This window comes from Pseudomonas sp. SR18, from assembly GCF_023701505.1.
In the GTDB taxonomy this organism is placed as follows: domain Bacteria; phylum Pseudomonadota; class Gammaproteobacteria; order Pseudomonadales; family Pseudomonadaceae; genus Aquipseudomonas; species Aquipseudomonas cyclaminis.
Map to the genome: position 1 here is coordinate 560,097 of NZ_JAMQAU010000001.1, position 19,354 is coordinate 579,450.

Sequence of the window (19,354 nt, forward strand, 5' to 3'; positions counted from 1 at the left end):
GCGGCCATCTGCCTTATAACAGATTGATCTAAAACTCCGCGCATCCACCCCGGTCAGTTTCTGGGTACCCGCCGTTTTGGCGCTTGGTACTTCTTCCCTCCCCAACGGAAAAACCGGTAAGGACTTTATGTGCGGATTAGCTGGAGAACTGCGTTTCGATCACCAACCTGCCGACCTGGCAGCCGTGGAGCGAATCACCCATCACCTGGCGCCACGCGGACCTGACGCGTGGGGTTTCCAGGCTCAAGGGCCGATTGCCCTGGGCCATCGACGCCTGAAAATCATGGACCTGTCGGACGGCTCCGCCCAACCGATGGTCGACGCCCAATTGGGCCTGTCCCTGGCCTTCAACGGTGCGATCTACAACTTCCCGGAACTGCGTGAAGAGCTTGAAGCCCTGGGCTACGCCTTCTATTCCGGCGGCGACACCGAAGTGCTGCTCAAGGGCTACCACGCCTGGGGCGAAGCGCTGCTGCCCAAGCTCAATGGCATGTTTGCCTTCGCCATCTGGGAACGCGACGCCAAGCGCCTGTTCATCGCCCGTGACCGCCTGGGCGTGAAGCCTCTGTATCTGTCGCGCACCGGCCAGCGCCTGCGCTTTGCCTCAAGCTTGCCGGCGCTGCTCAAGGGCGGCGATATCAACCCGATCCTCGATCCGGTGGCGCTCAATCACTACCTGAACTTCCATGCTGTGGTGCCTGCGCCGCGCACCCTGCTGGCGGGGATCGAAAAACTGCCGCCAGCGACCTGGATGCGCATCGACGCCGACGGCAAGACTGAACAGAAAACCTGGTGGACCCTGCCCTACGGCCCGCGTGAGGACGAAAAAAACCTCACCCTGCAAGACTGGACCGACCGCGTGCTCGACAGTACCCGCGACGCCGTGGCGATCCGCCAACGGGCGGCGGTGGATGTGGGCGTGCTGCTTTCCGGCGGCGTCGATTCGAGCATGCTCGTCGGCCTGCTGCGGGAAGTCGGCGTACAGGATCTATCGACCTTTTCCATCGGTTTTGAAGACGCCGGCGGCGAAGCGGGCAATGAGTTCCAGTACTCGGACCTGATCGCCAGGCATTACGGCACCCGTCACCACCAACTGCGCATCGCCGAAAGCGAGATCATCGAACAACTCCCGGCCGCGTTCCGCGCCATGAGCGAACCGATGGTCAGCCACGACTGCATCGCCTTCTACCTGCTGTCGCGGGAAGTGGCCAAGCATTGCAAAGTGGTGCAAAGCGGCCAGGGCGCCGATGAGCTGTTCGCCGGTTACCACTGGTACCCGCACGTCGATGGCGCCAGCGATCCGTATGCGGCGTACCGCGAGGCGTTTTTCGACCGCAGCTACGACGACTACGCCGCCACCGTCGCGCCCAAGTGGCTGACCGCCAATGACGCCGCTGGCGACTTCGTGCGCGAGCATTTTGCGATGCCCGGCGCCGATGCAGCGGTGGACAAGGCCTTGCGCCTGGACAGCACCGTGATGCTGGTGGACGACCCGGTCAAGCGCGTCGACAACATGACCATGGCCTGGGGCCTGGAAGCGCGCACGCCGTTCCTCGACTACCGCCTGGTGGAACTCTCGGCCCGCGTGCCAGGCCAGTTCAAGTTGCCCGACGGTGGCAAGCAGGTACTCAAGGAAGCGGCGCGCCGCGTGATCCCGAGCGAAGTCATCGACCGCAAGAAAGGCTACTTCCCGGTGCCCGGCCTCAAGCATTTGCAAGGCGACACCTTGAACTGGGTGCGTGAACTGTTGCTGGACCCGAGCCAGGATCGTGGCCTGTTCAACCCGGCCATGCTTGATCGCCTGCTGACCGACCCTCAAGGCCAATTGACCCCGTTGCGCGGCTCCAAGCTGTGGCAATTGGCGGCGCTGAACCTGTGGCTCAGCGAACAAGGAATCTGATTGATGAAACCCCACGCAGCGGCTTATAGCCAACGCTTGCTCAAGGGCCAGGCGCCGACCTACGAGCGCCTGCAAGCCCGACTGGCCGAAGATGGCAGCCCCCTGGCCGCCGAACCGATTGCGGTGCATTGCGGCTGGGGCCGGTTGTTGATCGGGCATACCTTTCCTGATCCAGCAAGCTTGGCGCAGGCGTTGCTCCACGAGCAGCCCGGTGAGCGCGACATCGCCCTGTATGTGGCCGCGCCCCAGCAGATTCTCGGGATCGACCCGCAGCAGTTGTTCCTCGATCCGTCCGACACCCTGCGCCTGTGGTTTACCGACTACCGCCCGGCTACGCGGGTATTTCGCGGCTTTCGTATCCGCCGGGTGCAAACCGAAGCTGACTGGCTGGCCGTGAACCAGCTGTATCAGGGACGCGGCATGTTGCCCGTCGACGCCGAGCGCCTCACGCCGCGCCATCAAGGTGGCCCGGTGTACTGGCTGGCGGAGGATGAAGACAGCGGCGCGGTGATCGGCAGCGTCATGGGCCTCAATCACCAGAAAGCCTTTCACGATCCGGAGAACGGTTGCAGCCTGTGGTGCCTGGCGGTCGACCCGCAATGCACGCGGCCCGGCGTCGGCGAAGTGCTGGTGCGCCACTTGGTGGAGCACTTTATGAGCCGGGGCCTGAGCTACCTGGACCTGTCGGTGCTGCACGACAACCGTCAGGCCAAAAGCCTCTACGCCAAGCTCGGTTTTCGGGCGTTGACCACATTTGCGATCAAGCGCAAGAACGGCATCAACCAACCGCTGTTTCTCGGCCCCGGCCCGCAGGCAGGGTTCAATCCCTATGCGCGGATCATTGTCGAAGAAGCCCATCGTCGTGGCATCGATGTGCAGGTGGACGATGCCGACGCGGGCCTGTTCACCCTCAGCCACGGCGGGCGCCGTGTGCGCTGCCGTGAGTCATTGAGCGACCTGACCAGCGCCATCAGCATGACCCTGTGCCAGGACAAGAGCCTGACCCACAAGGTGCTCAAGGCCGCCGGTCTACAATTGCCGTCGCAGCAACTGGCGGGCAGCGCCGATGACAACCTGGAGTTCCTCGACGAACATCAGCGCATCGTGGTCAAGCCGCTGGATGGCGAACAAGGCCAGGGCGTGGCGGTGGACCTGCACAGCATCGAAGAGGTGCAACAGGCCATCGAAGCGGCGCGCCAATTCGACAGCCGCGTGCTGCTGGAAAGCTTCCACGAAGGCCTGGACCTGCGCATTCTGGTGATCGGCTTCGAAGTGGTCGCCGCCGCGATCCGCCGTCCCGCTGAAGTGATTGGTGACGGCCATCACTCCATTGGTGCGTTGATCGAAGCCCAGAGCCGACGCCGCCAGGCGGCTACGGACGGCGAAAGCAAAATCCCGCTGGACGCCGAAACCGAACGCACCCTGGCCGCCGCCGGCTACGACTACAACAGCATCCTGCCCCCCGGTAAAACCCTGGCCGTGCGCCGCACCGCCAACCTGCACACTGGCGGTTGCCTGGAAGACGTGACTGCGATCCTGCACCCGACCCTCAAGGACGCCGCCGTGCGGGCCGCCCGCGCCCTGGATATTCCCATGGTGGGCCTGGACCTGATGGTGCCCGCCGCCGACCAACCCGAGTACGTGTTTATCGAAGCCAATGAACGGGCCGGCTTGGCCAACCATGAGCCGCAGCCGACTGCGGAAAAGTTTGTGGATCTGTTATTCCCCCATAGCCAGCCGACGGCCCAATAACCTTGTGGTGAGCGGGCTTTTTGTGGTGAGCGGGCTTGCCCCGCGCTGGGCTGCGAAGCAGCCCCTAGCCCAGGCACCGCGCTCTTTCAGTCAAAACTCATTGCCAGGTTTTAGGGCTGCTTCGCAGCCCAGCGCGGGGCAAGCCCGCTCACCACAACAAGCCCCTTCGCCACAAAAGCCACACAGGCCAAAGAATTGCCCTTATTTCATCAGGAGTTTCCATGAGCCGAACCATCCCCGAACCGGATCTCAACTACCTGCAAAAAGTGCTGCTGGAAATGCTCGCCATTCCCAGCCCCACCGGGTTTACCGACACCATCGTGCGCTATGTCGCCGAGCGCCTGGAAGAACTGGGCATCCCATTTGAAATGACCCGGCGCGGCACCATTCGCGCCACCCTCAAGGGGCAGAAGAACAGCCCCGACCGCGCTGTCTCTGCGCACCTGGACACCATCGGCGCCGCCGTGCGCGCGATCAAAGACAACGGCCGCCTGACCCTGGCGCCCGTGGGCTGCTGGTCCAGCCGCTTTGCCGAAGGCAGCCGCGTCAGCCTGTTCACCGACAACGGCGTGATTCGCGGCAGCGTATTGCCGTTGATGGCGTCCGGGCATGCGTTCAACACCGCCGTGGACGAAATGCCGGTGAGCTGGGACCACGTAGAACTGCGCCTGGACGCCTACTGCGCGACTCGCGCCGATTGCGATTCCCTCGGCATCAGCGTGGGCGACTACGTGGCCTTTGACCCGCTGCCCGAGTTCACCGAGAGCGGGCATATCAGCGCCCGTCACCTGGACGACAAAGCCGGCGTCGCCGCCCTGCTCGCCGCGCTCAAAGCCATCGTCGACAGCGGCGAACCGTTGCTGATCGATTGCCATCCGTTGTTCACCATCACCGAGGAAACCGGCAGCGGTGCAGCCGCCGCCCTGCCGTGGGATGTGAGTGAGTTTGTCGGCATCGACATTGCGCCGGTCGCCCCCGGCCAGCACTCCAGCGAGCATGCGGTCAGCGTGGCAATGCAGGATTCCGGCGGGCCGTATGACTATCATCTGTCCCGCCACCTGCTGCGCCTGGCATCGGAAAACGACCTGCCGGTACGCCGCGATCTGTTTCGTTATTACTTCAGCGATGCGCACTCGGCAGTGACCGCTGGCCACGATATCCGCACGGCGCTGCTGGCGTTTGGTTGCGACGCGACCCACGGATACGAGCGCACCCATATCGACAGCCTGGCCGCTCTGAGTCGCCTGTTGGGCGCGTACATCCTCAGCCCGCCGGTGTTCGCCAGTGATGCGCAACCGGCCCAGGGTTCACTGGATCGGTTCAGTCATCAGTTGGAGCATGAGACGCAGATGGAGAGCGACACCCGCGTGCCGTCGGTGGACAGTCTGGTGGGTCAGAAGTCCTGATACTGGCAACCAGCGTCCCGGCGCAGTAGCATCGCCGGGACTTAACCCCTGAGGCTTGTATGCTGATTCCCTACGATGCACTTGAAGTCGACACCCTGACACGCCTGATCGAAGACTTCGTCACCCGCGACGGCACCGACAATGGCGACGACACGCCCCTGGAAACCCGCGTACTGCGCGTGCGCCAGGCGCTGACCAAGGGCCAGGCGCTGATTGTGTTCGACCCGGAAAGCGAGCAATGCCAGTTGATGCTCAAGCACGATGTGCCCAAGCATCTGTTCGATTGAGGGGGTCAAGGGTTGGTAGCAGGTTGGGGTTGAGTGGCTTGGCGTTCGAGGATTTTGCGATGCACCTCGGCGCGGTGCACATTGATTCCCGCTGGCGCGACAATGCCGAATTTCACCTGGGTACCGTTCAGTTCGAGGACGTGCAAGGTGATGTGATCCCCGATGGAGATGATTTCGCCTACAGCGCGGCTTAAGACCAGCATGGCGGTTGTCCTTTTGGAGTGACAGGACCCCGACCATGCGCGATGACTGGAGTGGCTTCAATGGCTGGCAGCCAAATCAGGCAACACCTACAAACGCAGGTAAATTGCCTGACAGACCAACACTGAATCAGCCCTTCACTGCCTGCGCCTTGGCGCGCATCTTGTCGGCCATGGTGGTCATTTCGTTGTAGAGCAACTGCGGGTTTTTCTGCTTTAGCGCCCACGCCATGCGGCCCTGCTCGTGGGGCAGGATCATGAATTCCCCTTCAGCCACGCGTTGATAGATGTAATCAGCGATATCCGCCGCCGAGATCGGCGAACTCTCCAGTAACTTGCCCACCTGGGCCTTCATCGCCGGCGTCGGCCCACGGAACGAGTCCAGCAGGTTGGTCTGGAAGAACGACGGGCACACCACATGCACGCCGACTTCCTGTTGCTTGAGCTCGACCAGCAGGCTTTCCGACAGCGCCACCACACCGGCCTTGGCCACGTTGTAGTTGCTCATGGCCGGCCCTTGCATCAGCGCCGCCATGGAAGCGATGTTGATGATGCGGCCCTTGCTCTTTTCCAGCAGTGGCAGGAACGCCTTGCAGCCCTTGACCACGCCCATCAGGTTGATCGCGATCTGCCAGTCCCAATCCTCCAGGGACAATTCTGCGAAGAAGCCGCCTGAGGCGACGCCGGCATTGTTGACGATCACATCAATGCCGCCCAGCTTCACCTCGCACGCCTGGGCGAACGCGGTGAGCTGACTGTAGTCGCGCACGTCGCAACGCTGGATAAAGCCATCGCCCCCGGCCTCACGTACGAGTTTGAGGGTTTCCTGCAAGCCCGGCTCGCTGACATCCGACAAGGCCAACTGCCAACCCTCGCGGGCCCAGCGCAGAGCGATTTCACGACCCAGACCGGACCCGGCGCCAGTGATCATCATGCGATTTTGCATAGGAAGTAGCCTTGTGGTTCACAGAAGAAGTGATCGGCAGTGTAGCGAAGGTTTTTCCCCCACCCACTCACCATCAGACTGCTGAATGCCCCAGGCAAACCGTGGGCCGGGTCGGATGCCTGCCTATAGCCTAAGTTCAATCTTTTTCAACTAGGACGGGGTAGTCGCGAGCGTATTAAAAGAAATAAGCACGTTTGCAAAATGCTTTAAAAAAACACGGAATTTTCTGCGACGCGCAGCAGTCGGAGTTGTTAAGGCGCCCGTAATTAAACCTGCGGTCCTAATGTTTAATCATCAGTCCTTGCACAAGGCCTATAAGGAAATAAAACCATGAGCCTCATTCTAATTATCATCCTGATCCTGCTGCTGGTCGGTGGTCTGCCAGTGTTCCCGCATTCGCGCAACTGGGGCTATGGCCCGTCGGGTATCCTGGGTGTCGTGCTGGTTGTCCTGCTGGTCTTGTTGTTGCTCGGCCGGATATAAAAACCGCATAAAAAAAGAGGCCTGAAAAGGCCTCTTTTTTATTGCCGGTTAGTTAGTCCGGCTTGCCGTCAATTACGCCGGCGGTGTTATCCAACAGGCTTTTGGTGGCCGTCTGCAGGAACGATTCAAGTTTCTGCTTCAGCGCGGCCTCGTCCGGCGATTCAGCAATCACCTTACCGGTCGGGTTGGCGCCCAGTTCGTATTGCCACAATTTCGGTGGCATCTCCTTGGGCAGCACGAGGATGCGGTCTGCGGTAACCAAGGCCACGGTCTGGTCGCTGCCCGAAGGCTTGATCACGCCGAAGCCTTTATCGCCTTCCGGCAGGTTCAGCAAGTCACGGCCCCAGCACTGGTGCAGGGTGTCGCCACCGAGGCGGCCCATGATGGTCGGCACAATGTCGATCTGAGTGCCCACGGTGTGGTCACGCTCGCCGAACTTCTCCTGCATGCCCGGTGCGATCATCAGCATCGGCACGTTGAAGCGGCCCAGGTCCATCTCGGTGATCTGCTGTTCGTTGCCAAAGCCGTGGTCGCCCACGATCACAAACAGAGTTTCCTTGAAGTACGGCTCCTTGCGGGCCTTTTCAAAGAACTGGCCCAGGGCCCAGTCGGAGTAGCGCATGGCCGTCAAATGCTCGTTGAGGCTGCCACGGTCAGTGACTTTCTCAACCGGCAATGGGGTTGGCAACGCGTACGGCGTGTGGTTGGACAGGGTTTGCAGCAGTGCGTAGAAAGGCTTGCCACCTTCGCGGGCTTTCAACTCCTGCAGGCCACGGTTGAACATGTCCTGGTCGGACACGCCCCACGTCGGGTCGGAGAACACCGGGTCGACGAAGTCGTTACGGCCGATGAAGTTGGTCATGCCCTGATTGCTGAAGAAGCCCGACTGGTTGTCCCAGGCGAAGTCGCCGTTGTAGACATACACGTCGTTGAAATCACGCGCGCTGAGCAACTGCGGCAGGCCAGACAGCTTGTGGCTGCCTTCCGGCGTCTGCATCAGGTATTCAAAACCCGGCAGGTTCGGGAAGCAGGCCATGGTGGCGAACATACCCTGGTGGGTATGGGTGCCGTTGGAGAAGAAGCGGTCGAACAGCAGGCCTTCCTTGGACAGTTTGTCGAAGGATGGCGTGATATTGCCCGGACGACCCAATGCACCCACCGAGTGACCGGCGAAGCTTTCCATCAGGATGACCACGACGTTCTTGATCGGCAGGGTCTTCTCGGCCGGTGGCATGTAGTCACGGCGCACGGCGGCGGTGTCGGTATCCACCAGTTTCTCTTGGGGCAGTACCAGCATGTCGCGCACGGTCTGAGTCGCCAGCGGCTGATCCAGGGTGGCCTTCCAGATATTGGCACGGTCTTCACCGAACCGGGCCTTGGCCGCCGCGATCAGCGACAAGGTGCCATTGAGGCCCAACTGGTTGGCGAAGTTCGAGTCGGTGGTGTACACGTCACCCCAACGCAGCGGCGGGCCCTGGCGCAGGGTGCCACGAGCGGCAACCACGGCGATCAGCAGGCAGACCACGAACACCGCGATGCGGTTGTACCACGGCGCCACCTGGCGCGTGCCAATGCTGCCACCGCTGAACGGGCCGCGTGGGCGCGTGGCGCGGTCGGCGCCTTTGAAGGCGATGCTCAGGATCAGCGTGCCCACGGCCCAGGCCAGCAGGTAGCGCACCACCGGGAAACCGTACCAGAGCATGCTCATCACGGTTTTCGGGTCTTCCTTCACATACTGGAAGACCAGGCCGTTGAGGCGCTGGTGGAACTCGCGGTAGAAGTCCATCTCCATCAAGCCCAGGAACAGGGCGATGCTGGACGCGATGGTCAACCAGAAACGGAAGAAGCCCCGCGCTGCCATGGCCCGTACGCTGAACAGTGCCAGCAGCAGCGGGATCAGCAGGTACACCACCAGGCGCAGGTCAAGACGCAGACCGTTGGCGAACGCTTCCAGGAAAGTCGAAGCCGGTGTGTCGAGGATCATCTCGCGGTTGTAGACCAGCAGCGCCAGGCGCAGCAGGGAGAACATCACCATCATGACCAGTGCGCAGAGCAGCGTGTACGCCAGATGGGATTTGACGGTCGGTTGCAGCAGGCGATTAGAAGCTCGCTGCTGACTCAGGGCGTCCGGGTTTGCCATGTCGTTTCAGGACCCATTGGAAGTTTAAGTGACGAAATATCGCAGTGGCGCGAATGGTGCCCGATCAGTCACAGCAAGGCTATTAATTACTGAACGTGCGCCGCTGCAGCGCCTTTAATGGCAGGCAGAAAAAGCCGGGGAATTGTCTTGGATGAGTTGTGAAAATTGTGTGCAGCGAATATTTCGATACACAAATGTCGCGGGCGCCCTAAAACCAAATGTGGGAGAGGGCTTGCCCCCGATAGCGGTGTGTCAGTGCCAGATGAGTGGCTGATACACCGCTATCGGGGCATAGGTAGCTACACAACTGCTTGCTCTTACGCTGTTGCTGTTGCTCTGGCTTTTGATCTTGATCTCAGGCGCCCCGTCAAACACGCTGGCCGAACGCAGGCTTGAATCCGTGGGTAACCCGGCAGGACGCCGGGTTAGCCGCCCTGCGCCATGGATGGCGCGTGGCGGCGGCCCACGGATTCAAGCCTGTGTTCGGGCACACCGAGCCTAAGCGAGGTGCCGAGTGTTGGGGCGAAGGCCTTTTGGTTACTTTTGTGCCTTTACAAAAGTGACACGCCGTAAGGGCGTAACCCTAAGTAGCCGTTACCGCAGAAACGGATATGTACTCGGTCAGATCCAACATCCTGGTCGGCTGTCAAGCCGCCATCGGGGGCAAGCCCCCTCCCACATTTAAATCGCGGGGCATCAATTAGATACGCGTCGGCTATCAGGTTGTCACGGGAGCAAGCCCCTTCACCACAGGTTCAGGGCCACGCCAAAGTTGTGTAGATACCTATGGCCATCGGGGGCAAGCCCCCTGCCACACTGGATAGTGCCTACTCCGGGTAGAGTGAGGCGATCAGATCCGCACGTTGCCCCGTGGCCCGGCAATCGCCCAGATAATCAGGCCCAGTACAGGCAGCAGCAGGATCAACAGGATCCACAACACCTTGGCGCCCGTGCTTGCGCCACTTTTGAACACGTTGATGATCGCCCAGATATCCAGCGCGAGGATGATCAACCCAATCAAGCCATTAAAAGTGGAACCCATGGTGTCGCTCCTAAGTGAGGGCATGCCCTTGTAGGATAGTCAGCCCTGGCCGGGGTTCCGTTTTATTTCAGACGTGGATTGCCACCTTCAGCGCTTCCAGGGATGGCTCGGCCTTGATGCCGACTTCGCCACACAGCTCCAGCACCCGTGGCAGGTCGTTGCCGAACACCAATACAGCCTGGATCTCATCATCCAGCGGCTGGCTGAAATCAAGCAGCACATAGCCGCCATCTTCCGGGCTCAGGGCACTCATCTGGATCTGAATGCGGTTCAGGGCAGTGAGGCTTTCGGTCTTGGCCAATTGCTTGGGCTTGAGGTTGAACGCAACGCCCGGGCCGAACGAGGCGACGATCTGCGCAAACAGCTCACCGTACGTGTCGGCCTGGAACAGCACGGTCTCCGGCAGGCTGCCCACCACCACCCACTCCCCCAACGGAATCGGGAAGCTGTCGTCGTAGTTGATGTCCGGGTTGGCGGCCAGAAATGCAGCAGGATCCGCGTAGGCTTGGGCAGCCTCATCGGCGATCTTCGCGACCTCGTCGTCGCCCATGACCCCGGCGCTGATTTTGCTGATGAGTTCGACGAGGCTGGTTTTCATGGGGCGATCCTGTAGCGGGCTGGTTTTTGAGGGCGCAAAGCCTACACCAGTTTCTGCAACTGCGCCGCCGTATCCACTGCGCCCATGGTCTGGGCGGCTGCCAACGCGGTTGCGCCTTGGGCATCCGTGGCCTTGGGGTTGGCGCCCTGGCCCAGCAGGTAGTCAACCATGTCGACGCGGTTGAACATGGCCGCCATCATCAGCGCGGTGCGGCCATCAGAGGACGCGGCGTCTACCGGCGTACCGCCTTCGATCAGCGCCTTGACCACCGGCAGGTTGCCTTTGAAGGCGGCACCGGCAATCGGCAGTTGGTTCTTGTCATTGGCGATCAGCGGGTCGGCCTTGAACTCCAGCAGGACTTTTACCGCCTCGGCGTGGCCGTGGTAGGCCGAGAGCATCAGCAGGGTGTCGCCATTGTGATTGCGGAAATTGGCTGGCAAGCCTTTGGCCAGCAGCGCGGCAAGCATGGCCGCGTCACCGCGGCGGGCAACGTCGAAGACTTGCTCGGCAAATTCAGCGGCTTCATCTTCGGTCATTTGTTTCGGCTGGTCGGACATGTGGGGCTCCTTATCTGGTGCTTATAGGGCGCCAAGTGTCGCGAGGGAGTTCCCACCTGTCATGGTTTTTTTGTCAAAAGCCCCGATAGGCACAATCAATAGCGGAATTGACCGCCCTGGATCTGCGCCAGCAATTGCCCGGTGACCGGCACGTAGCAGTCCGAACCCGGCAGCCAGGCATACACCGGGTCATTGCCCGACTTGCCCGGATCAAAGGCCTCCTCCTTGAGCTTGACCTTCTGGTACTTGAAGGTGCCGGTGGTTTCCATCTTGACCTTGATCCGCAGGAACAGCGGCACCGCATAGGCCGGCAATTGGCCGTGGGCGAACTGCAGCAGTTCGCGCATATCCAGCGCGGCCAGGGATTCGCTCGGGGTGATGGCGACCATGCCCGCACGGCCGTTGGTGTTTTCGATCTCGACGCCATAAGCCACCACTTCGGCGATCTGCGGGTGTTGCAGCAGGACGTTCTCGACTTCGGTGGTGGAGACGTTTTCACCTTTCCAGCGGTAGGTGTCCCCCAGGCGATCGACAAATTGCGCATGGCCGAAGCCAATGCTGCGCAACAAGTCGCCGGTATTGAAGTAGCGGTCGCCCTTTTCAAACACGTCGGTGAGCACGACCTTGCGGTTCTTTTCCGGGTCGGTGTAGCCGTCGAAGGGGGATTTTTCATCGATTCGTGCCAACAACAGGCCCTGCCCGCCCGTGGGCACTTTATGCATGAAGCCATCGCTGCCACGCAGCGGCTCGCCGCCTTCGTGGTCGTAGTCGACGAGGGCCCAATGCTGCAGGCAAAAGCCAATGGTGTTGTCGAAATTCAAGACGTTGGTAAAGCCGATATTGCCGTCGCTGGCCGCGTACAACTCGCAGATATGCTCGACGCCGTAGCGCGTCTTGAACTGCGCCCACACGCCAGGGCGCAGGCCGTTGCCGACCATCTTGGTGACGCGATTGTCACGGTCGTTCTCGCCGGGCGGCTGGTCAAGCAGGTAACGGCACAACTCGCCGACGTAACCGAGGGTGGTTGCCTTGAACTTACGCGCGTCATCCCAGAACTGGCTGGCGCTGAACTTGCGGCGGATGGCAAAGCCCGACGCGCCGACAATCGCAGAGCCCCAACACACACATAATCCGGTGGCGTGGTACAGCGGCAAGGTGCAATAGAGGACGTCATCCGGGCCCATGTCCAAGGCGATGCCGCCGAAGCTGACGGCAGTCTTGGTCCAGCGACCATGTTTCATGATCCCGGCCTTGGGCAGGCCGGTGGTGCCTGACGTGTAGATATAAAAGCACGGGTCATTGAAGAAGATCTGCGCGGTGCTGGCCGGGTTCTGCACCGAGCACCCGGCACTGGCCGCCATCAGGTCGATGTAACCGTCCGGCACCTCGCTGGACGGCTGGTCGGCGACGAACCAAGTTCGATCAGCCGTGATCGCGACCTGATCACGCACGTCTTGATAGGACGCCACCAGTTCCGCACCGACAATAATGGCTACCGGGCTCACCAGGTTCAGGCTGTGCACCAGGGCCGCTTGGGTTTGCGCAGTATTGAGCATCGCGCAGACGCCCCCCAGCTTGGCCACGGCCAGCACGTTCAAGAGTAATTCGGGGCGATTTTCGACAAACAACGCCACTACGTCGCCTTTGCCAATGCCCTGGGCATGCAGGTGATGGGCGATACGATTGGCACGCTGGTTGGCTTCGGTATAGCTGAGCGCCCGGTCGCCGTACAGCAACGCATTGCCATCGGGATTGCGCAGGGTAGCTTGCTCAAAGTGCCACCCCAACCCGCAAGGCTGCGCGGGGTCGGTGACATTGGCGGCACGCATGCCACGCACGACGCGTGGCAGGGCACGAACAATGGAGGGCACCTTACGCAGCAACTTGCCCCAGGTGATCATGTCGTTGTGCGGGTGGCTCATGGCGGAACATCCTTTTTCTTATTGTTCGTATGATCCCAACGCATCCATACCTCCGTAAGAGGGAGGCCGAATGCATTGCAGGAAAATACGTCAGCCCTTCTTCGACTGTACACGCGGGATTTGAAAAGTTTTGTATCCCGACCGACGACAGCGGAATAACGGAATTTAGCGGCGCAAAGGCAGTCTTCATAAATAACGGGGCGCCGATTCGACCGTCCCGAGTAGCGCAAAATGCAGGATGCATGATGGCCATTCATGCAAATTGCACGAAACCGAAAATTTTATATTTTTATAAACTGCTGATTTATAACGATATTTTAATAAATCAGAAGCTGGCACAATCACTGCACCTATCACTCCATGCTTGCCAACTTGAGCCAACGGAGCTGATAGACATGAGCCTGATCCAAGATAAATTCGCTTCAGTATTCTCCAACTACGACGTGACCACCCAGCCACGTCCCGACGGCGGTATCCTGTTGACCCTGCGCAACAGTGAAGGCAAACAGGTCAAGCGCTCGATTTCCTACCAGCAGTTGCACACTGCCGATCAACTCACCTGGGTGATCAGCGCCATCCGCCGCGACCTGGCCGAACAAGCCAGTGACCTGCCACAGATTTCGATGCTGCAAAGCCAGAACCGCTTTGCACTGCCGACCTACCATTCGGCTTAAGCACTGCACTATAAAAAGGGCCGCGACGCCGTTGAGCGTCGCGGCCCTTTTTCGTTGAAGTCAGCACAGGCCTTGGCGAGTCGCCTCGTTCATCGCCTGCACACGGTTGTTGACTTCCAATTTGCCGTAGATGTTGCGCAAGTGAAATTTGACCGTGGCTTCGGAAGTGGCACGAATCTGACTGATTTCCCAGACGGTCTTGCCCTCCGAGGCCCAGCGCAAGATCTCCAGTTCCGCAGGGGTCAGCGGCTTGCCGGACAAACTCAGGCGTCTCCTGACGGCATTGGGCACGAAATACGACGACTGAGACGGCTCCTCTGGGCCATTCATTACATCTCTCCTATTTATTGGCTGATGCCCAATCACCTCTCGGATTCCTCCTATTGACAGGTGATACAGCTGGTGCCGCAAAGAGTTACATAACGAACGGTTACAGTGCGCATGGGTCGCGATAAACAGCCAAACCCTACAAGCAACTAAGCTTCTTCCCACAACAACTTCCAACTTGCCGGGGTTGAAGATTCCAGTTGCCTGGTTTCAATCGTCCAAACCAGGGAAACGGCTGGCAATATCGTCGCCGGTGAATGCCGGCACCGCCCCTTGCGCGCAGTTAAACAAGTGCAGTGTGACCAAGTGGGGGTTCTCGCCCATATCAAACCAGTGCGCCATGCCGGCCGGGATCACCAGCAAGTCGTTTTTCTCGCAGCGCACGGCGTAGACGTAGTCGCCGATGTGCAGGGTGAACAGGCCTTGGCCGGCGATGAAAAAACGTACTTCATCTTCGCTGTAACGGCGCTCATGGAGGAACCGGGCACGCAATTCGTCCTTCTGCGGATGGTCGCTCGTGACACTGAACACCGCCACCGCACCGTAGCCCAGCGCATCGATCTGCAGCTTATAGGCCGCAATCAGTTGCGCCTCGCTGGCGCCCTTCTCGATCAGGGCGGGCTGCCAGCGCTCGAACCGCACGCCGTGCTCGGCCAGCGTCGCGGCGATGTCGTCGGTGTGGGTCAGGACCTTGTTCGGGGTGTCCGGCGTAGCAACGTGGTAGACAGCGACATAACTCATTGAAGGGTTCCTTGGTTCTGCTCGTGCAATCGAAGGCCAATGATAACGGCCGCAGCCAGGGCGGCGACGCTGGCAATACTAAAGGTGAAGGTCGGCCCCAGCAGGTTCCAGCTATAGCCGGAGTACAGCGCGCCCAGCGCACCGCCGGTGCCCGCCAACGCGGCGTACAGCGCCTGGCCCTGGCCTTGTTGCTTGTCGCCAAAGCTGCGTTGCACAAAGGCAATCGCCGCCGCGTGGAAGCTGCCGAAGGTGGCGGCGTGCATCACCTGTGCCAGCAGCAGTACCCAGAGGAATTCGGCAAACGAGCCCAACAGCAACCAGCGCAGCGCCGCCAACAGGAAACTGGCGAGCAGCACGCGGCGTACCGAGAAGCGCGTGAGGATGCGGCTCATGGCCAGGAACATCAGCACTTCTGCCACCACCCCGAGGGCCCACAGCATGCCGATCACGCCACGGCTGTAACCCAAGTGCTCCAGGTGCAAGGTGAGAAAGGTGTAATACGGCCCATGGCTCATCTGCATCAACGCGACGCACGCGTAAAACGCCAGTACGCCGGGGCTGCGCAACTGCTTGAGGAAACCATCACCGGCCAGGCGATTGCCCTGGGTGGCAGGCAGCGCATTCGGCACCCACAGGCTGGCGCCGATGATCCCGGCCATGATCACCACGACCACCACCGGGTAGATATCCAGACTCAGCCAGTCGAATAGCCGGCCCATGATCACCACGGTGAGGATAAACCCGATGGAGCCCCACAACCGAACCTGGCTATAGCGCGACGTCTGTTTTTGCAGGTGCGCCAGGGTGATCACTTCAAACTGTGGCAGCACCGCGTGCCAGAAAAACGCGTGCAGCGCCATCACCAGAGCCAGCCAGGCGTAAGTCTTGCTGACGAAAATCAGCGAAAAGCTGATCAGGGTGCACACTGCGCCAAAGCGCACGATGCCCAGGCGGCGACCGGTATAGTCGCCCAGCCAGCCCCACAGGTTGGGGGCCACGCAGCGCATCAGCATGGGGATGGCCACCAGCTCGCCGATGCGCGCGCTGGAGAAGCCCAAGTGATCGAAGTACAACGCCAGGAAAGGTGCCGTCGCCCCCAGCAGGGCGAAGTAGAACAGGTAGAAGCTGGAGAGGCGCCAGTATGGAAGAGGAGTCATGCAGGGGGCTGCTTCGCAGCCCGGCGCGAGCAAGCTCGCTCACCACAACAAGCTCGCCCGCCACACATCGTCACAGTTGGCCCAGTACCGGGGTGTCCACCTGCACATCAGCATTTTGCCCGCGGTTGCGCAGCAAGTGGTCCATCAACACAATGGCCATCATTGCCTCGGCAATTGGCGTGGCACGGATGCCGACGCACGGATCGTGGCGGCCCTTGGTAATCACGTCCACCGAGTTGCCGTTGACGTCAATCGAGCGGCCTGGGGTAGTGATGCTCGACGTGGCCTTGAGCGCCAGGTGCGCAACGATGGGCTGCCCGGAGGAAATGCCGCCAAGGATGCCGCCGGCGTTATTGCTGAGGAAGCCTTGTGGGGTCATCTCGTCACGGTGCTCGGTGCCGCGCTGGGATACGCACGCGAAGCCTGCGCCGATTTCCACGCCTTTGACGGCGTTGATGCTCATCAGCGCATGAGCCAGTTCGGCGTCCAGGCGGTCGAATATCGGCTCGCCCAGGCCCGGCTTGACGCCCTCGGCGACCACGGTGATCTTGGCTCCGACGGAATCCTGGTCACGGCGCAACTGATCCATGTAGGCCTCCAGCTCAGGTACTTTGTCCGGGTCAGGACTGAAGAAAGCGTTGTCATCTACGCTGTCCCAGGTCTTGAACGGGATTTCAATCGGGCCCAACTGGCTCATGTAGCCACGGACCACGATGCCCTGGGTGGCCAGGTACTTCTTGGCGATGGCACCGGCGGCCACGCGCATGGCGGTTTCGCGCGCCGAACTGCGGCCACCGCCACGGTAGTCGCGCTCGCCGTATTTATGGTGATAGGTGTAGTCGGCGTGGGCCGGGCGGAACAGGTCCTTGATCGCCGAGTAGTCCTTGGACTTCTGGTCGGTGTTGCGGATCAGCAGGCCGATGGCGCAACCGGTGGTGCGACCTTCGAAGACACCGGAGAGGATCTCGACTTCGTCGGGTTCCTGGCGTTGGGTGGTGTGGCGGCTGGTGCCGGGCTTGCGGCGGTCGAGGTCGCGCTGCAGGTCCTCCAGGGACAGTTCCAGGCCGGGCGGGCAGCCGTCGACAATGGCGACCAACGCCGGGCCATGGCTTTCGCCCGCGGTGGTGACAGTGAATAGCTTGCCGAAGGTATTGCCGGACATGCAGGGCGCTCCGTGAAATCAGTTGAATCAAGTCAACCGTAATAACTTAAGGCGGCCAGTATACGCAGGCTAACCGACTAGTTCATCCTCGAAACCTTACCGGTCGACACGGGTCCAACCGGCACTCCCCGGATAATGGCACGATAATGCTGCGAGCTTTGCTGTTCACCCTCACCCTGTTCACCGCCCTGGCTCATGCCGCGTCCCCCGTCGTACTGCAACGGCCCATCAGCCTGGACACCGGCAGCGGCGAACTGTTTGGTTCGCTGCTGCTGCCCCAGTCCGACAAACCCGTGCCCGTGGTGCTGATCATCGCGGGCTCCGGCCCCACCGACCGCAACGGCAACAGTGCCGACGGCGCGCGCAACGACAGCCTCAAGCGCCTGGCGTGGGTGCTGGCCCGGCACAACATCGCCAGCGTGCGCTACGACAAGCGCGGTGTGGCCGCGAGCCTCGCCGCTACACCGGACGAACGCAACCTGACCCTCGACGCCTATGTGGCCGACGCGGTGGCATGGGGCAACATGCTCAAGGCCGACAAACGCCTGGGCCCGCTGATTGTGCTGGGCCACAGCGAAGGTGCGCTGGTCGCCGCCCTCGCCGCCCCGCAACTCGACCCGGCGGGCGTGATTTCCCTGTCCGGCAGCGCCCGCCCGGTGGACCAGGTGATCCGCCAGCAACTGGCCGATCACCTGCCCCCTGCCCTGCTGCTGCGCAGCAATGAAATCCTCGATCACCTCAAGGCCGGCCAAGTGGATGCCGATGTACCTGGCCCGCTGGAGGCCATTTTCCGACCCAGTGTGCAGCCTTATCTGATCAGTCTGTTTCGCGCGGATCCGTCGGCAGCCTTTGCCAAACTGCGCATGCCCGCCTTGATCGTTCAGGGCACCAACGATATTCAGGTCGGTGTCGGCGACGCTCAGCAACTGAAGAGGGCCAAGCCCGATGCCGAGTTGACCGTGATCGAAGGCATGAACCACGTCATGCGCATCGTGCCCAACAACGTGAAGCAGCAACTGGCCTCCTACAATGACCCGCAATTACCCCTCGCCGCGGAGCTGGGCAACCGCGTGGTGCGCTTTATCGACGGACTTCAACCCCGTTAAGCGACAATTTGCCTCCAGTCCTGGGAAAACCGGCCGATAAGCCCAGTGTCGACAGCAAAAAAGACTGTCGGCTCGCTGGGCATGGACAGGATCGCGCCGCATGACAACCACTGAAGAAACACCCGAACAGACCGCCGACACCCCGGCTGAAAATACCGAGGCCGTCGACGCGGCGTCGTTGCCGTGGGCGGATGTCCAGGCCGAACACTTCAAGATGCTGCGCCTGGCGCCCCTGGCCATAGATCGCGCCACCGGCGTGCGGCCGTTGCGGTTTGTGCAGTTCGGCTATGCCGAGCGCAATGACAAACACCACAGTCTTTTGCGCATGGTCATTCAATTGCCCGGCCAGCGTGTACGGCGCGAGCAAAACCATCTGGATATCTGGGTCGACCACGACACCCATCGCGTGCATTTCGGTCCGGGCAACAGCCTGGAAATCGAGCCGGCCAACCGGGGCATCGGCCGTTTCCTGGTGGCTCAAGGCGCGGCCTGGGCGAAAAAGAAGTGGTCACACTACCGCGTCGACGGCGTCGACCTGGCCAACAAGGACGCGCTCAACGAAGCCACGCGCCTGCGCCGCGATCACTTCCTGCGCGTGCAGGGCTTTGATGTGGCCTACGCCGACGTGCAGCACCTCAAAGGCAACGTACAGCCGGGCAAGGTCAGCGATGTGCTGGACAGTTGGAACACTGAGAAGGTGCAGTTCGTCGAGATCCTCGAAGCCGCACAGATGCTGCAACAGGCCGATCAGAACCTGTTGGAGCAGGAAGTGAAGCTGCGCAAGGAAGAGGAAAAGGTCACCAAATTCAAGCGGGAGGACAGCGGCTTGCGCTTTACCATCACGTGTCTGGTGGCGTTTACCGTGTTTCAGGCGGGGTTGTTGATCTGGATTGCCACGCACCGCTGATGGGTTGTAATGCAATAAAAATGTGGGAGGGGGCAAGCCCCCTCCCA

General features: G+C 61.0%; 19 protein-coding genes. 8 read left to right on the forward strand and 11 right to left on the reverse strand.

The annotated features are described in order from the left end of the window. Positions 1-127: 127 nt before the first annotated feature. From NDJ82_RS02625 to NDJ82_RS02640, 4 genes are all read left to right on the forward strand, one after another. Positions 128-1,900: an N-acetylglutaminylglutamine amidotransferase gene (locus NDJ82_RS02625; RefSeq protein ID WP_099586345.1), complete on the forward strand. Its 1,773-nt coding sequence runs from the start codon at positions 128-130 to the stop codon at positions 1,898-1,900. 3 nt (positions 1,901-1,903) lie between these two features. Continuing rightward, positions 1,904-3,652, forward strand: coding sequence for an N-acetylglutaminylglutamine synthetase (ngg, locus tag NDJ82_RS02630; protein WP_099586346.1), 1,749 nt, complete (start codon positions 1,904-1,906; stop codon positions 3,650-3,652). 221 nt (positions 3,653-3,873) lie between these two features. Continuing rightward, the gene (locus NDJ82_RS02635; RefSeq protein WP_099586347.1) at positions 3,874-5,058 is read left to right on the forward strand and encodes an osmoprotectant NAGGN system M42 family peptidase; all 1,185 of its coding nucleotides are present in this window, start codon (positions 3,874-3,876) and stop codon (positions 5,056-5,058) included. A 59-nt stretch (positions 5,059-5,117) separates the two neighbouring features. Continuing rightward, positions 5,118-5,345: a YheU family protein gene (locus NDJ82_RS02640; RefSeq protein WP_003192759.1), complete on the forward strand. Its 228-nt coding sequence runs from the start codon at positions 5,118-5,120 to the stop codon at positions 5,343-5,345. Positions 5,346-5,350: 5 nt separating this feature from the next. On the opposite strand, the gene NDJ82_RS02645 is transcribed toward NDJ82_RS02640, so the two are convergent. Both NDJ82_RS02645 and NDJ82_RS02650 read right to left on the reverse strand, forming a co-directional pair. After that, entirely contained in the window at positions 5,351-5,548 is a 198-nt protein-coding gene (locus NDJ82_RS02645) for a carbon storage regulator (RefSeq protein ID WP_099586348.1), read from the reverse strand. Between the two features lie 127 nt (positions 5,549-5,675). Next, positions 5,676-6,491: an SDR family oxidoreductase gene (locus NDJ82_RS02650; RefSeq protein WP_099586349.1), complete on the reverse strand. Its 816-nt coding sequence runs from the start codon at positions 6,489-6,491 to the stop codon at positions 5,676-5,678. Positions 6,492-6,821: 330 nt separating this feature from the next. Between NDJ82_RS02650 and NDJ82_RS02655 the strand changes: the two genes are divergently transcribed. After that, positions 6,822-6,974, forward strand: a complete 153-nt coding sequence (locus NDJ82_RS02655; RefSeq protein ID WP_015885095.1) for a DUF3309 family protein — start codon at positions 6,822-6,824, stop codon at positions 6,972-6,974. 52 nt (positions 6,975-7,026) lie between these two features. Here the strand turns inward: NDJ82_RS02655 and NDJ82_RS02660 are convergent, their stop codons facing one another. The 5 genes from NDJ82_RS02660 to NDJ82_RS02680 all read right to left on the reverse strand — a co-directional run bounded on the left by NDJ82_RS02660 (position 7,027) and on the right by NDJ82_RS02680 (position 13,233). Continuing rightward, positions 7,027-9,114, reverse strand: a complete 2,088-nt coding sequence (locus NDJ82_RS02660) for an LTA synthase family protein (protein WP_099586350.1) — start codon at positions 9,112-9,114, stop codon at positions 7,027-7,029. 850 nt (positions 9,115-9,964) lie between these two features. Continuing rightward, entirely contained in the window at positions 9,965-10,156 is a 192-nt protein-coding gene (locus NDJ82_RS02665) for a PLDc N-terminal domain-containing protein (RefSeq protein ID WP_003172956.1), read from the reverse strand. A 67-nt stretch (positions 10,157-10,223) separates the two neighbouring features. After that, the gene (locus NDJ82_RS02670; RefSeq protein ID WP_191946554.1) at positions 10,224-10,754 is read right to left on the reverse strand and encodes a hypothetical protein; all 531 of its coding nucleotides are present in this window, start codon (positions 10,752-10,754) and stop codon (positions 10,224-10,226) included. A gap of 41 nt (positions 10,755-10,795) precedes the next feature. Then, on the reverse strand, positions 10,796-11,311 hold the full coding sequence (locus NDJ82_RS02675; RefSeq protein ID WP_112196335.1) for an ankyrin repeat domain-containing protein: 516 nt from the start codon (positions 11,309-11,311) through the stop codon (positions 10,796-10,798). Positions 11,312-11,406: 95 nt separating this feature from the next. Then, positions 11,407-13,233 (reverse strand): long-chain-acyl-CoA synthetase, encoded by a 1,827-nt coding sequence (locus NDJ82_RS02680; RefSeq protein ID WP_250924897.1) that lies wholly within the window; start codon positions 13,231-13,233, stop codon positions 11,407-11,409. A 395-nt stretch (positions 13,234-13,628) separates the two neighbouring features. Between NDJ82_RS02680 and NDJ82_RS02685 the strand changes: the two genes are divergently transcribed. Next, a complete protein-coding gene (locus tag NDJ82_RS02685) occupies positions 13,629-13,907 on the forward strand; it encodes a DUF3509 domain-containing protein (RefSeq protein ID WP_010208870.1) in 279 nt (92 codons plus the stop codon). Positions 13,908-13,967: 60 nt separating this feature from the next. Here the strand turns inward: NDJ82_RS02685 and NDJ82_RS02690 are convergent, their stop codons facing one another. The 4 genes from NDJ82_RS02690 to aroC all read right to left on the reverse strand — a co-directional run bounded on the left by NDJ82_RS02690 (position 13,968) and on the right by aroC (position 17,294). Then, on the reverse strand, positions 13,968-14,237 hold the full coding sequence (locus NDJ82_RS02690) for a response regulator transcription factor (protein WP_099586354.1): 270 nt from the start codon (positions 14,235-14,237) through the stop codon (positions 13,968-13,970). Positions 14,238-14,444: 207 nt separating this feature from the next. Next, positions 14,445-14,975, reverse strand: a complete 531-nt coding sequence (locus NDJ82_RS02695; protein WP_099586355.1) for a 1,2-dihydroxy-3-keto-5-methylthiopentene dioxygenase — start codon at positions 14,973-14,975, stop codon at positions 14,445-14,447. Beyond that, positions 14,972-16,132: an MFS transporter gene (locus tag NDJ82_RS02700; RefSeq protein ID WP_250924898.1), complete on the reverse strand. Its 1,161-nt coding sequence runs from the start codon at positions 16,130-16,132 to the stop codon at positions 14,972-14,974. Before NDJ82_RS02700 ends, NDJ82_RS02695 begins: the two co-directional genes overlap by 4 nt. Before the next feature lie 70 nt (positions 16,133-16,202). Continuing rightward, positions 16,203-17,294 (reverse strand): chorismate synthase, encoded by a 1,092-nt coding sequence (aroC, locus tag NDJ82_RS02705; protein ID WP_099586357.1) that lies wholly within the window; start codon positions 17,292-17,294, stop codon positions 16,203-16,205. Positions 17,295-17,437: 143 nt separating this feature from the next. Between aroC and NDJ82_RS02710 the strand changes: the two genes are divergently transcribed. Both NDJ82_RS02710 and NDJ82_RS02715 read left to right on the forward strand, forming a co-directional pair. Further along, a complete protein-coding gene (locus NDJ82_RS02710; protein WP_099586358.1) occupies positions 17,438-18,400 on the forward strand; it encodes an alpha/beta hydrolase in 963 nt (320 codons plus the stop codon). 100 nt (positions 18,401-18,500) lie between these two features. Beyond that, a complete protein-coding gene (locus NDJ82_RS02715; protein WP_099586359.1) occupies positions 18,501-19,307 on the forward strand; it encodes a hypothetical protein in 807 nt (268 codons plus the stop codon). Positions 19,308-19,354 lie beyond the last annotated feature (47 nt).

Excerpts from the sequence above, each read along its gene's own strand:
- NDJ82_RS02625 (WP_099586345.1), top strand. The coding sequence starts at position 128 with ATGTGCGGATTAGCTGGAGAACTGCGTTTCGATCACCAACCTGCCGAC.
- ngg (WP_099586346.1), top strand. The coding sequence starts at position 1,904 with ATGAAACCCCACGCAGCGGCTTATAGCCAACGCTTGCTCAAGGGCCAG.
- NDJ82_RS02635 (WP_099586347.1), top strand. The coding sequence starts at position 3,874 with ATGAGCCGAACCATCCCCGAACCGGATCTCAACTACCTGCAAAAAGTG.
- NDJ82_RS02640 (WP_003192759.1), top strand. The coding sequence starts at position 5,118 with ATGCTGATTCCCTACGATGCACTTGAAGTCGACACCCTGACACGCCTG.
- NDJ82_RS02645 (WP_099586348.1), bottom strand. The coding sequence starts at position 5,548 with ATGCTGGTCTTAAGCCGCGCTGTAGGCGAAATCATCTCCATCGGGGAT.
- NDJ82_RS02650 (WP_099586349.1), bottom strand. The coding sequence starts at position 6,491 with ATGCAAAATCGCATGATGATCACTGGCGCCGGGTCCGGTCTGGGTCGT.
- NDJ82_RS02655 (WP_015885095.1), top strand. The coding sequence starts at position 6,822 with ATGAGCCTCATTCTAATTATCATCCTGATCCTGCTGCTGGTCGGTGGT.
- NDJ82_RS02660 (WP_099586350.1), bottom strand. The coding sequence starts at position 9,114 with ATGGCAAACCCGGACGCCCTGAGTCAGCAGCGAGCTTCTAATCGCCTG.
- NDJ82_RS02665 (WP_003172956.1), bottom strand. The coding sequence starts at position 10,156 with ATGGGTTCCACTTTTAATGGCTTGATTGGGTTGATCATCCTCGCGCTG.
- NDJ82_RS02670 (WP_191946554.1), bottom strand. The coding sequence starts at position 10,754 with ATGAAAACCAGCCTCGTCGAACTCATCAGCAAAATCAGCGCCGGGGTC.
- NDJ82_RS02675 (WP_112196335.1), bottom strand. The coding sequence starts at position 11,311 with ATGTCCGACCAGCCGAAACAAATGACCGAAGATGAAGCCGCTGAATTT.
- NDJ82_RS02680 (WP_250924897.1), bottom strand. The coding sequence starts at position 13,233 with ATGAGCCACCCGCACAACGACATGATCACCTGGGGCAAGTTGCTGCGT.
- NDJ82_RS02685 (WP_010208870.1), top strand. The coding sequence starts at position 13,629 with ATGAGCCTGATCCAAGATAAATTCGCTTCAGTATTCTCCAACTACGAC.
- NDJ82_RS02690 (WP_099586354.1), bottom strand. The coding sequence starts at position 14,237 with ATGAATGGCCCAGAGGAGCCGTCTCAGTCGTCGTATTTCGTGCCCAAT.
- NDJ82_RS02695 (WP_099586355.1), bottom strand. The coding sequence starts at position 14,975 with ATGAGTTATGTCGCTGTCTACCACGTTGCTACGCCGGACACCCCGAAC.
- NDJ82_RS02700 (WP_250924898.1), bottom strand. The coding sequence starts at position 16,132 with ATGACTCCTCTTCCATACTGGCGCCTCTCCAGCTTCTACCTGTTCTAC.
- aroC (WP_099586357.1), bottom strand. The coding sequence starts at position 17,294 with ATGTCCGGCAATACCTTCGGCAAGCTATTCACTGTCACCACCGCGGGC.
- NDJ82_RS02715 (WP_099586359.1), top strand. The coding sequence starts at position 18,501 with ATGACAACCACTGAAGAAACACCCGAACAGACCGCCGACACCCCGGCT.